The organism is Mangrovivirga cuniculi, assembly GCF_005166025.1.
GTDB lineage: Bacteria > Bacteroidota > Bacteroidia > Cytophagales > Cyclobacteriaceae > Mangrovivirga > Mangrovivirga cuniculi.
This window is the reverse complement of sequence record NZ_CP028923.1, coordinates 3,291,819-3,307,170: the sequence shown is the minus strand read 5'-3', so window position 1 is coordinate 3,307,170 and position 15,352 is coordinate 3,291,819. Positions and strand designations below refer to the sequence as shown.

Annotated in this window: 12 protein-coding genes and 2 pseudogenes; 13 read left to right on the top strand and 1 reads right to left on the bottom strand. The window is 37.0% G+C overall.

All coding sequences use genetic code 11. The features are described 5' to 3' along the window. Positions 1-38 precede the first annotated feature (38 nt). A complete protein-coding gene (locus DCC35_RS14590; protein ID WP_246070030.1) occupies positions 39-1,043 on the top strand; it encodes a polysaccharide deacetylase family protein in 1,005 nt (334 codons plus the stop codon). Here DCC35_RS14590 and DCC35_RS14585 read toward each other — a convergent pair. Further along, a complete protein-coding gene (locus DCC35_RS14585; protein WP_137091498.1) occupies positions 1,025-2,233 on the bottom strand; it encodes a glycosyltransferase family 4 protein in 1,209 nt (402 codons plus the stop codon). The two genes, DCC35_RS14590 and DCC35_RS14585, sit on opposite strands and share 19 nt — an antisense overlap. Positions 2,234-2,654: 421 nt before the next feature. Here DCC35_RS14585 and DCC35_RS22235 point away from each other — a divergent pair, with 421 nt between their 5' ends. From DCC35_RS22235 to DCC35_RS14530, 12 genes and pseudogenes are all read left to right on the top strand, one after another. Then, entirely contained in the window at positions 2,655-2,840 is a 186-nt protein-coding gene (locus DCC35_RS22235; RefSeq protein ID WP_217495852.1) for a four helix bundle protein, read from the top strand. Between the two features lies 1 nt (position 2,841). Next, positions 2,842-3,078, top strand: a pseudogene (locus DCC35_RS22230) (four helix bundle protein); the annotation flags it as partial. An 87-nt stretch (positions 3,079-3,165) separates the two neighbouring features. After that, positions 3,166-3,774, top strand: a complete 609-nt coding sequence (locus DCC35_RS14575) for a sugar transferase (RefSeq protein WP_137091497.1) — start codon at positions 3,166-3,168, stop codon at positions 3,772-3,774. Beyond that, the gene (locus DCC35_RS14570; RefSeq protein ID WP_137091496.1) at positions 3,771-4,409 is read left to right on the top strand and encodes an acetyltransferase; all 639 of its coding nucleotides are present in this window, start codon (positions 3,771-3,773) and stop codon (positions 4,407-4,409) included. The genes DCC35_RS14575 and DCC35_RS14570 overlap by 4 nt, the downstream gene beginning before the upstream one ends. A 1-nt stretch (position 4,410) precedes the next feature. Next, positions 4,411-4,968 (top strand): exosortase family protein XrtF, encoded by a 558-nt coding sequence (xrtF, locus tag DCC35_RS14565; RefSeq protein WP_137091495.1) that lies wholly within the window; start codon positions 4,411-4,413, stop codon positions 4,966-4,968. Beyond that, positions 4,965-5,411, top strand: a complete 447-nt coding sequence (locus DCC35_RS14560) for an exosortase F system-associated membrane protein (protein WP_137091494.1) — start codon at positions 4,965-4,967, stop codon at positions 5,409-5,411. The genes xrtF and DCC35_RS14560 overlap by 4 nt, the downstream gene beginning before the upstream one ends. A 9-nt stretch (positions 5,412-5,420) precedes the next feature. Further along, positions 5,421-6,518 carry an aminotransferase class I/II-fold pyridoxal phosphate-dependent enzyme gene (locus tag DCC35_RS14555; protein ID WP_217495964.1) on the top strand — a complete coding sequence of 366 codons (1,098 nt, stop codon included), beginning with the start codon at positions 5,421-5,423 and terminating at the stop codon, positions 6,516-6,518. A 93-nt stretch (positions 6,519-6,611) separates the two neighbouring features. Next, a complete protein-coding gene (locus tag DCC35_RS14550) occupies positions 6,612-9,101 on the top strand; it encodes a beta strand repeat-containing protein (RefSeq protein WP_137091493.1) in 2,490 nt (829 codons plus the stop codon). Positions 9,102-9,109: 8 nt separating this feature from the next. Further along, positions 9,110-11,374 carry a T9SS type A sorting domain-containing protein gene (locus tag DCC35_RS14545; RefSeq protein ID WP_137091492.1) on the top strand — a complete coding sequence of 755 codons (2,265 nt, stop codon included), beginning with the start codon at positions 9,110-9,112 and terminating at the stop codon, positions 11,372-11,374. A gap of 63 nt (positions 11,375-11,437) precedes the next feature. Beyond that, a complete protein-coding gene (locus DCC35_RS14540; protein WP_137091491.1) occupies positions 11,438-11,650 on the top strand; it encodes a hypothetical protein in 213 nt (70 codons plus the stop codon). Positions 11,651-11,674: 24 nt separating this feature from the next. After that, positions 11,675-13,617: pseudogene (locus DCC35_RS14535) on the top strand (polysaccharide biosynthesis protein). A gap of 919 nt (positions 13,618-14,536) precedes the next feature. Continuing rightward, a complete protein-coding gene (locus DCC35_RS14530; protein WP_246070028.1) occupies positions 14,537-15,085 on the top strand; it encodes a transposase in 549 nt (182 codons plus the stop codon). Positions 15,086-15,352 lie beyond the last annotated feature (267 nt).

Genomic DNA, 15,352 nt, shown 5'->3' with positions numbered 1-15,352 from the left:
CATTAGTAACTAACCACCATTTTCTCCATATTTGCATCATGGTAAATAATGGTATCTTCACAATAAGCCTCGACTTTGAATTAATCTGGGGAGGGTTCGAAAAATGGGATCTAAATAAGCTTCAAAAGTATTTTATGGTAACCCGCAGGATCATTCCTGACTATCTTAAAATGTTCGAGCAACATGAAACTCATGTTACCTGGGCAACCGTAGGGATGTTATTTGCCGATGGGTTAAAGGATATTAAAAAGTTTGCTCCTTCAAATCTTCCCGGGTATGAAAATCAGGCTCTCTCAGCGTATAACTATATAAAAGAAAATAAACCGGGGAAATCAGAAATGGAAGATCCTATTCATTTTGCTCAAAGCCTGGTTAAACTAATTAATAATGTCCCCGGCCAGGAAATGGCGACCCATTCCTTCGCGCACTATTATTGTAATGAACCTGGCCAAAAGCCAGAACAATTCAGAGCTGATCTCGAAGCTCATAAAGCCATAGCCTCTGATTTGGGAATTGAATTAAAAAGCCTGGTATTTCCTCGTAATCAGTTCAATGAAGAGTATCTTGAAATTTGTAGGGAGGAGGGGATAACCAGCGTTCGTTCAAATCCGGTTGACTGGTTCTGGAATATTAATACTCATAAAGAACCGAAAATAAAACGGTTGGTAAGAGGACTGGATGCGTTTTTTCCTATTGGTAAAAAGGCCAGTTATAAACTAGAATCTATTGCGAATTCTGAAAAGCCATATTTACTGCCTGCCAGTCGCTTACTTAGAGCCTGGTCTCCAAAAGAAGAAAAACTGAACAGATTGAAGATCGATAAGATCAAAAAGGAAATGACTACGGCTGCGAAGAACAAAGAGGTATACCATTTGTGGTGGCATCCTCATAATTTCGGGCATCATCCCAAAGAAAATATGAGAGATCTAAAAGAAATTCTGGAGCATTTCCTTGAATTGAAGAAAACAGAAGGAATGATCAGTCTGAATATGAATGAAACATCAATTCTGATAGAGAAGATGAATCAGGTTGCAGTAAATTGATTTTTACTTCCTGTTTTGTAGGTTAGATTAATACTTTTTAAATTTTCATGGTATTCATCCAATATCTTTTCCCAAACTACTTTTTGATCATATCTTGAAACAATCGATTCTCTTATTTTAGAAGTCATTTGATCTCGAAGATCAGGATCATTTATAAGTTTGAAAATAGCTTTTTTTAATTGTTCTGTATTCTTTGGAGGAACGATAATTCCATTTATCCCATCTTCGATTATTTCATTACAACCATTAATGTCAGAGACTATACAGGGTAGATTAAAGCAACCTGCCTGCATAACCACATTAGGGAAACCTTCGCGATAAGAAGGAAAAACAAATATGTCCATCAATTCAAGGTAAGGACGGATATCTTTTTGAAATCCGGTAGTAATTATAGATGGGTGATTTTTAATTAAGTTCTCAGTTTCTGTTTTTAGTGGATCAAGCTCTGGCTCAAAAGGGCCAACTAATAAAAGTTTAGTCCTTGGGTTTTCTCGGTGGATAGCTTCAAAAGCAGCTACCAGTTCGTTTATACCTTTATCTCCAACTATTCTGCCAACAAATCCCAATACCAGGTTCCCATCCAATTCATGCTTTGATTTAAGTATTCTGGCTTCAGTGTTAATTTCAGTGGAAGGACTAAAGTGTTCGGTGTCAATTCCATTACTCGAACCATTTCCGATCACACTGATCTTATTGCTATTAGTGAATTTATTGTCGATTATATATTTGGCAAGGGTGTTTGAATTAGGATATACCCGTGTTGCAGTTTTATAAGTTATCTTTTCAACAGCTACTAAAACCTTCTTTAAAATGCCCTTCTTTTCCATTAAAGGCATTCCCGCAACAGTATGTAATCTAACAGGGACCCCGGAAATTTTGCTTGCCAGCATCCCGATTAATCCAGCTTTCGGGGTATGAGTATGAATAATATCCGGCTTGTAAGACCTGATAAGTGAGACCATTTCTCTAAGAGCCCTTAAGTCCTGAAGAGGTGTGATCTCCCTCGTCATAGGTATAGAAATATGCCTGGTATTCTCGTACTCTTCCAGGGAATCTATATCGTCATCAGGCGCACTGGTCATGAGCACTTCAAAACCATTTTCACCCATGAATTTCATCTGACCTTTCAGAAGGGTTTTCAGCGATAGTGCTACAGTGGTAACTCTTAGAATACGAGGTTTTCTATTCATGATGCTAAGATAAGGAAGGTTTTTGTAAATAGTTATTAGTGATTAGAAAATAGGGAATAGTTATTAGTTTCTGGTTGTTTGTGATTAGATGAGCATTCCTGATTAGTATTGTAATACTTGAAAAATACCTAAATGAAGATAAGAATTACGATTTAAATATCTTGTAGGGGCGTAGCATGCTATGCCCCTACAAGATATTTAAATATGCAATATTGCTCTTCCAGATGTTAACGCAGCGCATCTGGAATAATAAATGAATGCGATTTTAAATCGCAAATAATTTCGTTCGAAATGCCCTGCGGAATATGTCGAATAACTGCTAGTAGCTATTAGTTATTAGTTAATGGTTATTAAGTTATTGGTTTATGAAAGAACAATAATTATATTGGATCATCTATAATTCGACCAAAAGGAAATTAATGTGAATTACAAAGGATTTGAAGACCTGGAGTGTTGGAAAAAAGGATATAGTTTTAAGGTCTTTCTGAGGCAAGAGATATTGAAAAACTTTCCAGCAGATGAAAAATACTTATTAACATCACAGCTTATCAGAGCTGCTAGATCTTACAATGCTAATATAGCAGAAGGATGGGGGGTATCACTATAAGGATATTACCAAGTTTTTATTTAATGCGAGAGGTTCTATGGCAGAATGTCTGGATCATCTAATTGAAGCAAGATCTTGTGATTATATCAGTGATGAACAATTAGTAGAAGTCAGGAATAAAATCCAGGAAATTTTAAAAGTCTTAAATGGATATATTAAATTCCTTAATAGTCAAATCAATAAAGAAAAATCCTATCAAGGTAAAAAATTGAAAAATCAACCAGTAACTAATCCTTAATAACTAATTTCCTAGTAACCAATAACCAATAACTTAATAACGAATAACTGTACACTTTCCCCCCAATTAATTACTTTTGTCCTGAACATGTACAGGGATTTTTTCAAAAGATTAATAGATTTTACACTGAGTCTGATCGGACTCATTATTGCCTCACCGATATTTCTCATCGTCTGGATTCTTCTTGCTTTAAGTCAAAATGGCAAAGCCTTTTTTGTTCAACCCAGACCCGGTAAGAATGGAGAAATATTTAAGCTGATCAAGTTTAAAACAATGAATGACGCCACAGATCAGGAAGGAAACTTATTACCTGATGAACAACGTCTCCATGGGCTCGGTAAATTTGTCCGAAAAACTTCACTTGATGAATTACCCCAATTAGTGAATGTTTTAAAAGGAGATATGTCTTTGATTGGTCCAAGACCTTTATTAATAGAATACCTACCTTTATATAGTAACGAACAGGCCAGACGCCATGAGGTAAGGCCGGGAATAACAGGATGGGCACAGGTGAATGGAAGGAATGCAATTAGCTGGGAAAAGAAATTTGAATACGATGTTTTCTACGTTGAAAACTTATCCTTTACTTTAGACCTTAAAATTCTTATTTTAACAATAAAGAAAGTGTTTGTTGCTGAGGGAATCAATAGTAATACATCAGTGACAATGGAGAAATTTAAAGGATCTGAAAATTGAGTAAACTGGCAATAATCGGTGCAGGAGGATTAGGGAAAGAAATTCATTCCCTTATTGAAAATATAAACCAGGTTAGTAAAACCTGGGATGTTATTGGTTTTTATGATGATGGAATAACAAAGGGTACGGAGGTTGCCGGGTTACATGTATTGGGTAGCATTGATGAATTAAATGAAATAGACCATTCCCTTGCTATTGTTTTAGCTATTGGTGACCCGGTTGTAAAGTTTGAAGTATTCGATCGGTTAAAGGGACAGCCGCACTTATATTTTCCTAATCTTGTGCATCCACGAGCCGATATTTCTGATAATGAAAATGTACAGGTAGGGGAAGGATCTATTATTTGTTCAGGAGTAAGAATTACTACCGATGTACTGATCGGTGAATTTGTACTGATCAATTTAAATACGACTATTGGACATGATGTGGAAATTGGTCACTTTTGTTCTATCATGCCAGGAGTTAATATAGCAGGTATTACTGTAATAGAAGAGAAATGCCTGATAGGAAGCGGAGCAAATTTGATCAATGGTTGCCAGATAGCTGCTGAAGTAAAGGTTGGCAGTGGAGCGGTCGTTACCAAAGACATAGCTTCAGGAAAAACCGTAATAGGAATTCCTGCAAAAGAAATCTAATATGATAAAAGAGTTTAAGCCCGTTATACTGTTCCTGGGGAAATTTTTAGTACTCTATTTTGTATTTAATATTATCTACGGATACTTTGTAGAGAGTTTCGAGAATAAGCCAGATGCTATGACTGAATTTGTTAGTATGCAAACCAGTAAATTGATTGCACTTTTTAATCAGACCGGTGAAGAAATAGGAACTGAAAGCAGTGATAGTGGCCAATATGTTTTTATACAAAAAGGAGAACGAGCCATTCTCTCAGTTTATGAGGGCTGTAATGGATTGAATGTTTTTATTGTATTTATCTCTTTTGTTTTATCTTTCAGACCACCGCAAAAAGAATGGATATGGTTTATTCCGCTGGGGATGATAGTAATACACTTATTTAATTTAGGAAGAATAGGATTACTTTTTTTTATATCTCAGCATTATCCTGATCAAATGTATTTTATGCACAAATTCGGTTTTACAGCAATAATTTACGTGTCAGTATTTGCATTATGGTGGTGGTGGGTGACAGAAAAACGATTTCAACATTCTTCCCCTAAGCGCAAAGAAAGTGTATGAGTAAAGAGACTAAAATTTCTCTTATCTGGCGGGTTATCTGGATATTGACTGGGATTGCCGGTCTGGCAGTTGTTTACATTACTCAAAAATATGGCTGGGTAGATCTAATAGGGGGGTCAATTGGCATTGAAACAAAAAACTGGGATAAACTATCTCATTTTCTGGTTAACAGGGCACTTCGCTTTGTTTTAAATGATATATTCGCTATTGCGATCATAGCAGGAATTTTTGGCAGAAGAGACTTTGTGATTTTTGCTGTAATGGTTCAAATAGCAGGTTTTATCGTGTTTTTTATTCCTTATGTTATCTTGAAGATTTATTTCCCGACTTATAATGGACCACTGATTAATTTTATACATCGCTTAATATTAAATCCGGTATTAATGATTCTTTTAATTCCGGCCTTATATATAAAACAAAAGAAAGAGAATGACGAAAAGTAGGATTTTTCTATCTGCCCCTCATATGGGGGCAAAGAACAAGAGTATGTAAATGAAGCATTTGAAACAAACTGGATATCTCCAGTAGGGCCAAACCTTCAGGCTTTCGAGGAAAGTATTTCATCTTATCATGGAGAAGGATATCATACAGCAGCATTATCAAGTGGTACAGCAGCAATCCATCTTGCCTTGATTCTTTTAGGAGTAGAAAGAGGAGATGAAGTGATCTGCTCATCTTTCACATTTGCAGGTACCTGTAATCCCATAATGTATTTGGGAGCCACCCCGGTTTTTATCGATTCGGAAAAGGAAACCTGGAATATGGATCCTGATGCATTGGAAGAAGCGATAAAAGACAGGCTTGCTAAAGGTAAAAAAGTAAAAGCAATCATTCCGGTTCACTTATACGGAATGCCCGCAAACATGCCGGAAATCATGAAGGTTGCCAGGGAATATGAAATTCCGGTGATAGAAGATGCTGCTGAGGCACTTGGAGCTTCTTTAAATGGTCAAAAGACTGGCACATTTGGAGATCTGGCAGTATTTAGCTTTAACGGCAATAAGATCATTACCACAAGTGGTGGGGGTGCATTAATGAGCAAGGATAAAGAGCAGATAGAAAAATCTAAATTTTTAGCAACCCAGGCGCGAGACCAGGCTCCTCATTATCAGCATTCTACGATAGGGTATAATTACCGCTTAAGTAATATCAGTGCAGGAATTGGTAGAGGTCAGATGGAAGTTCTTGATGAGCGTATCAAACAACGAAGAGCAGTAAATTCATGGTATAAGGATATGTTTTCAGGGAATGGGTTTGATTTTCTTACAGAACCGGAAGGTTATTTTAGTAATTACTGGTTGACCACAGCATTATTAGAAGATACACCATTTGACAGAGAAGAATTGAGATTAGAACTTGAAAAGGAGAATATCGAGGCACGTCCTTTATGGAAACCGATGCATTTACAACCGGTTTTCGAGGGAGCTCCGTATTATGGCGATAAAACTTCTGAATATTTGTTTGAAAAAGGTGTATGTTTGCCTAGTTGTTCGTCATTAGACGAAAAAGAAAAAGAGCGGATACATCAAACAATTGTAAGATTATTATAAAAAATTGACATAATTGGTTATTATATATTAATTTAGGTTACTAAGAAGACCTGTTAAGTATATAAATATTAAGAACTATTATAATAGGGCCTTATGAAGAAACATATACTATTTACTTTTTTACTTTTTATTACACTTGCTACAATCGAAGCTCAAACAGCTGGGGATTATCGCTCAGCCCAATCGGGTAACTGGAGTGATGCTTCAACCTGGGAAACATATGATGGGGCTACTTGGGTGGCAGCTAGTACGGCTCCGAGTAATGCAGATGGCCAAATAACAATCTTAAGTGGAGATATAATTGATGTGGCTTCAAATATCAATACTGATGAGACTATTGTGGAGACAGGAGCTCAAATTACTATATTAACTGGTAATACGTTATCTATTAGGAGAAGTGGTTTTACAGATTTATTGCTTGAAGGAACTCTATTAAATCAAGGGTCTTTAAGTATCGCAAGTGGATTTGGAGGATCAGCACAGGTAATAGTTAATGGTACATTAAATAATCAGGGTACAATTTCAGGTGCTTCTATAAATACATTAACCTTTGGTGCTAATTCTATATATGATCATCAGGTTAATAATGGGGTTATCCCTACAGCTAATTGGAATATTTCCTCAACTTGTATTGTAAGTGGTAGTTCTACTGCGGGTCCGACAGGGCTTAGTCAATCATTCGGTAATTTAACATGGAATACCCCATCACTAAATACTGGGGGACTTTATGACGTGGGAATGACCTCTGCAACTGAAATAAGAGGTGAATTTTTAATAGAAAGCACTGGCATAGATTTATTAGTTCTTTCTGATGCCTCAACTACAATTTTAGTGTCAGGAAATTTAACAATTACTGGTTCTTCAGTAGTAGCACTAACTAATACCGGTAATATTATTTTAGACATAGATGGTGATTTTAATTATTCTTCGACTCAAAACTCCTATTTTTCAAATGTAGGGACAGGTGATATCAATTTAGCCGGTAACCTTACATTTACATCAGGGAATTTGAGCATCTTCGATCCCTCAGGTAATGGTAGTTTAATATTTGATGGTACGAGTACACAATCAGTAAATATTACAGGAGGTTCTTTCGATGGAACCAATGATCCTGATTTTGTCATTTCAGCAGGGTCAGATATATCAATGTTAAATGAAAGTGCTTTTAATGGATCGGGAGATTTCACATTAAATGTAGCTACTTTAAGATTAGGTTCAACAAATGCTTCAGGAGCTCTTCAGGCAGGAACAGCTGGTGGTAATATTAGAACTTCTGGAACCAGGACTTATGCCGCAGGTTCGTTAATTGTATATGATGGTGCTTCCAGTCAGGTTATTGGGAATGGCTTTCCTACAGATTCTAACCTTGAAATTGATAATCCTACAGATGTTAGTTTAAATGCAACTACTACCATAGGTGGTAATAGAATGCTTTCATTGACAAATGGAATTCTTGATATTGGTCCTAATACTTTATTTATTAATGGAAATGTGGAAACAACAAATGGTTTCTTAAGAGGTGGAGCCACATCAAACTTAATAATAGGAGGAACCGGTGCATTAGGTACGATTCCTTTTATAGAAACTTCTCAATTAAATAATTTTACAGTTAATAGAACTTCTTCCGGTTCAGTGACTCTGGGTGGGGATCTAACAGTTTTAGGAACTTTCGATCAGTTAGCAGGTAATTTCGTGATTAATGATGCTTCCTTTAATATAAATGGAGATTATACCAGGACTGGCGGTACATTCTTTTCTAACGCAAATACTGATTTAAGAATAACTGGTGCTGGCTCATTGCCTGCTGAATTGGCATTTGGTACAGATCAGTCTTTGAATACTCTAACAATGAGCAGAGATGGCGCTACTCTTGCAACTAATGCTTCAATAACGATTGATACACTTAATTTATATGCTGGTATAGTTGATAATTCTGCAGCTACATATAACATTTCTGATCAGGGTTATATTGAAAGATGGGAAAATGGTTCTATCACTACTGCTCCATTATTTGATGGAGTATATAATCTTATTTACAATAACTCACTTGATATTGTTACAGGACCTGAATTGACAGGTAATGCCTTGGCATTAAATGACCTTACTAAACAAGGGTCTGCAAGGTTATCAACTAACAAGACTTTCTCTGTAAATGGTAATCTTGAAATCACCAATGGTATTTTTGATATAACTACTAATTATGCCAGGTTAAGAGGAGATTTGATTATTACAGCGGGAACTGACTTTATCGATGGAGTTTTTGAATTTGCTGGTGGTGATGCTGAATTATCAACAGTAACTGGACAGGCAGTGGTTAATTTCGGACAGCTAAATGTATATTCTCCGGTTGACATACCTTCAAATGATACTGATATAACCATAGCAGGTAATTTTGAAGTGAATAATACGATAACAGTAGCCGGAACAACAACTTTCACAGGCACAACATTAATGAGTGGCCCGGGAACTGCTGCTTTAAATAGATTAGAAATCACAGGTTCTTTATCCGCAATTCCCGAAGCCGATGGGGGAGAACTTCAGGTTGCCGGGACTTTATCAATAGTGGTTCTTTTGATCCATTAGATGGAGTTGTGGTATTCAATGGTGGAACCAGCTTCGGTGGAACAACATTACCAACTTTTCATGATATAAGAATTGAGGGAACTTTAATGGGGGCGGCTACTCTTGAAATTGCAGGTAACTTTGAAAACAATGGAACTTTTAATGCAAGTGGGAATACTGTTTTATTTAATGGCACTACAGGAGGGCAACAGGTTCTCGGAACATCACAAACATCTTTTGCAAATATTGAGGTTGCCGGAGGGACTACTGCTTCCACGACAGACTTATTTATAGAATCAGGAACCCATCAATTACTGGGAAGGTTGACTCTTTCTGAAAACGACAGGGTTGATGCAGATGGGTCCGCCGGAAATGGAACTTTCATCATGGTTTCTGATGGTACTAATGAATCTGAGTTATCTACCCTACCTACAGGAGCTTCTGTAGTAGGAGAAGTGACAGTTCAAAGATATATACCTGGTAACGGAGGAACTGATTATTATCATTTCATGACTGCATTTACCAATAATAATACGGTAGCTAAATGGCAGGATGATTTTGAAATCACCGGAAACTTTACAGGATCGGGTACTACCACCAGTAATCCTTCATTATATTATTATGATGAAACTGTTACCGGAGCTAAAGAACAAGGATATATTCCTTACCCAACGGGTTCAAATACACAAGTATTAGAGAAAGGTGTTGGATACGCAACGTTTGTATATGGTAATTCCAGTGCAGTTATTGCTGATTCTCGAGGTACTGTTCATTCCGGTGCACTACCCGTTAATATCACTTATACGAATACCGGAGATGTAGATGCAGACGGATGGAATATGGTTGGTAACTCTTTTCCGGCTACTCTTGACTGGGAACTTATTGCTGCCGATGGTGATACAGACGTTGCCAATACTATTTACGTTTGGGATCCCGGAGCAGGTAGCTACTCTACTTATACTGCAGGTGGAAGTTCAACCAACGGTGGATCTCAGTATATTGCAAAAGCGCAAGGCTTCTGGGTATATACTGATGGATCAGGTACACCTTCAATGACTCTAAAAGAATCTCATAAATCATCAACTACCTCAGGCCAATTCCAAAGGTCTGCAGAGATTGAAGGTCAATTGATGATCACTATGACTGATGGGGAAAATACAGATGAAACTATCTTAAGACTGGATGCAGAATCTACTCCTGAGTTTGATACATCAATAGATGCCTGGAAATTATCCAACTCGATATTTAACCTATCGACACTTACTCCGGAAGGAAAGTATCTTGCGGTAAATAATACTCCGGAACCGGGTTGTAACGGATCAATTCCTTTAACAGTATGGAATGCAGATCCGGGAACATATACATTAACCTTTAATGGAATCAGTGACTTTGCAGCCGGTTATGCGGTTGAGTTAGTTGATAATTACACCGGAAGCACAGAAAATATAGAAGAAGGAACTTCGTTTAGTTTTGATGTAACTGAAGAGGGAACTTCATATGGAGACAATCGATTTGAGATCAGGTTAGCACCTTCTTCGTTCAGCGAGACATTGAATTACACTGTTTCTTCAGCTTGCAATGATTCAGAAGCTTCTGTTTCGTTCGCAACTGAATCTGATGCAGTTTATGCATTATTTGCTGATGACTCACTATATAGTGATGAGATTCAGGGAATAGGTAACGAATTGATGGTTGCTGTAAACGGTAGTGATCTTCAAACTGGCGAAAACTCTTTCGTAATAAAAGGAAGAAGACCTGGTTGTGATCAATGGGTACAGTTAGAAACAGTATCAGTACCTCGTAATCAAATCACTCCATCCATTACGGTTGAAGACAGATATTTAGTATCAAACTACGAAGATGGTAACCAATGGTATTTCAATGGAGAGTTATTAACTGGTGAAACTGGTAAATATCTTGAATTTAATGAAAGTGGTACTTACAAGCTGGTAGTAAATAATGGTGAGTGTACAGGGGAAATCGAGGAAGTATTCGTTATCACAGGTATAGATGATGAAGCATTAAATCTTGAGTTAGATCTCTATCCGGTACCAACAACTGATGTATTGAATGTACACATTGATGATCATGAGTCTTTCTATAATGTGAAGGCAGAAGTGATCACGATAGATGGAAAAAGAATAAGAAAATCTAGACTTGATCTTCAGAACGGGTCATGGAATACACAGCTCAATGTAGCTGAATTCGAAGCCGGAACCTATATTCTAAATATTGACCTTGGTTCTGAATCAGTATCGTTCAGGTTTATAAAAATTAATTGGTATAATGCATAAATGAAAATCACCCGTTTGGCTTATATGGGTGATTTTCATAACTTGCAACCAAATACTTATTGCATGAAAAAAGGGTCGAACAAATATTTTATAATAACTATCATGATTTTCATGATGGTTTTATCGGTGTATGTTGTTTCAGCGCAACCCGGGGGAGGACCACCACCTCCACCACCACCTCCTACTGCCGTGCCCTTTGGGGGATTGGAATTATTACTGGCGGCCGGTGCAGCTTTAGGAATAAAGAAGTTTGTCGACTACAGAAAGAAAGGATAGTTCTTTTCTTATAAAACGCATGCTATGCGAAACGTTTATACTCTGTTTGATAGGCTGAGAATATTGCCTAGATGGATCATATTGTTCATTGATTTGACTTTAGTAGCCATCGCCGCATTTTCAGCTTACTTATTAAGGTTCAATTTTGATTTTGAACAACTACTCACACACGATTTCACAATAGGACTATTAGTGTCCGTTGCTGGAGCATGTGTGGCTATAATTCTTACCCGCAGTTATGCCGGAATCGTAAGATATACCGGTCTGCATGATGGGTTAAGGATATTCTATGCTGTCCTGATTAATCTGGGTATTTCATTCCTTTTTAATTTCATATATCAAACATTTCTTGGTAAAACCACGAATGTGATTCCCATTTCGGTAATCATTATAACTTTTCTGAATTCGTTTTTGCTTTTGTTTTTTTACCGATTACTGGTGAAAAATATCTTTACAATACTTTCGACAAAGCAATCTTCAATCAGAAATGTTGTGATCTTCGGTGCCGGCCAGCTGGGTCGTACTACTAAAGATTTGCTGGTCAATGATAAAAAGCAAAACACAAGGGTAGGGGCTTTTCTTGATGATGATTCCTATATGTGGAATAAGGTTATCAATGGAGTAGGGGTATTTTGTCCCGACAAATTTTTCGAAACTGCGGAATTTAAAGCACATAAATATGATCAATTGATCATTGCAATTCAAAATCTTCCTCTTGAAAGAAAGAACCACATTGTTGATCTGGCCTTAAAAAATGATCTTAAAGTGATGACAATTCCTCCGGTCGAAAGATGGGTGAAAGGTGAATTGACTGTAAAACAGATCAAGGAAGTTAAGATCGAAGACTTGTTAGGAAGAGCCAGTATTAAACTGAATAATGGTAAAGTAGCAGAATCTATTTATGATAAAAAAATTCTTGTAACAGGGGCTGCGGGTAGTATTGGTTCTGAAATTGTCAGACAGCTTACCAGGTTAGCTCCGAGAGAGATAATTTTATTAGATCAGGCAGAATCACCGCTCTACGAAATCGAAAGAGAGATAAAGGATAAAAATAAATTTAACAGGGCTTGTTCGGTCATTTGTGATATTTCAAATATCGACAGGCTTGAGGATGTGATTGATGAACACAATCCTGAGATAATATTTCATGCCGCTGCCTATAAGCATGTGCCTTTAATGGAAAATAATCCTGTTGAAGCAATATTTACCAATGTATTTGGAACTAAGAATGTTGCTGATCTCGCCGTGAAATATAAAGTTGAAAAGTTTGTGATGGTATCCACAGATAAAGCTGTGAATCCAACATCAGTTATGGGGCAAGTAAGCGATTGGCAGAGATTTATGTTCAGTCCTTGAGCAATCATGTCAAGGAGAATGACTTATCTGATACAGCATTTATTACCACTCGATTTGGCAATGTGCTTGGATCTAATGGTTCTGTAATTCCATTTTTTAAACAACAGATTAAGGAAGGTGGTCCTGTAACAGTTACACACCCTGATATTACCAGGTATTTTATGACAATTCCGGAGGCTTGCCAACTTGTATTGGAAGCGGGAGTGATGGGTCATGGTGGAGAAATTTTCCTATTTGACATGGGAGAGTCCGTAAAAATAGTGGATCTGGCTAAAAAGATGATCAAACTTTCAGGTTTTGAACCAAATGTTGATATCGAAATTGTTTATACTGGTTTGAGAGAAGGAGAGAAGCTTTATGAAGAATTATTAAATACTAAAGAAAATACCCTTCCTACTCACCATGAGAAAATCATGATCGCTAAAGTGAGGGAATATAACTTTGATCGTATAGAAACACAGTTTAAAAAGCTAAAGATGGCTGTAGATCAAAGGAACGATATGCTCGTAGTTAGTATGATGAAAGCGATCGTACCCGAATACAAGAGTAACTCTTCCAAATTTGAAATTCTTGATAGAAAAGATATTTCTTATCGATTGAATATAAATTGATACTATTAAAAATAGTAGATATAGCAAAGGGACATCATTTGATGTCCTTTTTTTGTTTATAAAGTCTTATGTTTGAAGTGGTCCATGAGGAAACGTACCACGGCTTTGTGGTGATACACCCTGGTTCGTGTCTCCACGAAACGGAACATACCGGGAACATATTTACCTAATACTTGAAGTGGTCCGTGAGGACACGTACCACGGCATTCATGGTAGTAGGTGTATGGAGAGTATCTTTTGTGTCCTTAAAGTATTCTTGAAGCGGACTAACGGAATTAACATCCACCCTGTTTCGTGTTTCCACGAAACGGAAACAACCCTAACCGCCCTGGTTCGTGTCTCCACGAAACGGAACATACCGGGAACATATTTACCTAATACTTGAAGTGGTCCGTGAGGACACGTACCACGGCATTCATGGTAGTAGGTGTATGGAGAGTATCTTTTGTGTCCTTAAAGTATTCTTGAAGCGGACTAACGGAATTAACATCCACCCTGTTTCGTGTTTCCACGAAACGGAAACAACCCCAACCGCCCTGGTTCGTGTCCCCACGAACCGGAATATACATGTAACATCTAATTCCAATGTTTGAAGTGGTCCGTGAGGACACGTACCACGGCTTTGTGGTGATACGCCCTGGTTCGTGTCTCCACGAAACGGAACATACCGGGAACATATTTACCTAATACTTGAAGTGGTCCGTGAGGACACGTACCATGACTTTGTGGTGATACGCCCTGGTTCGTGTCTCCACGAAACGGAATACATATGTAACATATCATTCTAATGTTTAAAGTAGTAATGCATGAACCAAGACATCAAATTAATTTCACTTAGCCGTTTATTGCTTCATATACATATCAATGATTATTATTTTCAGTTCAAATATCTAATTACCTCTATCACCTTCAATATAAAATGTCTTCGATTCAAAGAAATTCAACTATCAAACTAGGAGAAATATATTTTTGGACTGCCTCCATAAATAAGTGGCAAAATCTATTATTACATGATGGTTATAAAGAAATTATTATTGATTCTCTGGGCTTTTTAAGTTCACATAATAAAATTGACGTATTTTCCTTTGTAATAATGCCAAATCATATCCATTTAATTTGGAGAATCAATGAAGACAATGGAAAGGAATCAGTTAAAGGTTCTTTTTTAAAGTATACAGCTCATCAATTTAAAAAGAAGTTACTTGTTGAAAACAGTAAAGAGCTTAATAAGTACAAGGTCAAAAAAGTGAATAAGTCTTACGAGTTTTGGCAAAGGGATCCTTTGGCTGTACCAGTATATTCAATAGATGTTATAAATCAGAAATTGGATTACATTCATAATAACCCGGTGACTGAAAATTATGCTTTAGTACAAAATCCAGCAGATTATAAGTATAGTTCAGCAAGATATTATTTAGAAGGAATTAATGAATTCTCTTTTTTAAAAGATATTCGAGATGAATTGTGATAGTATAGAGTAAGGATGGATTCATTCATTTCTTTTCTACATTAAGTGAAATCTAGCCTGTTATTTGAAGTGGTTACGGTATTGGTGGTAAGTAATTGAATCGAGAGTGTCTATATCGAGCCCTTAGAGTGTTCTTGCACCAGGCAAGCGTAATTAACCATCGCCCCTGTTTGTGTCTCCACGAAACGGAACATACCGGGAACATATTTACCTAATACTTGAAGTGGTCCGTGAGGACACGTACCATGGCTTTGTGGTGATACGCCC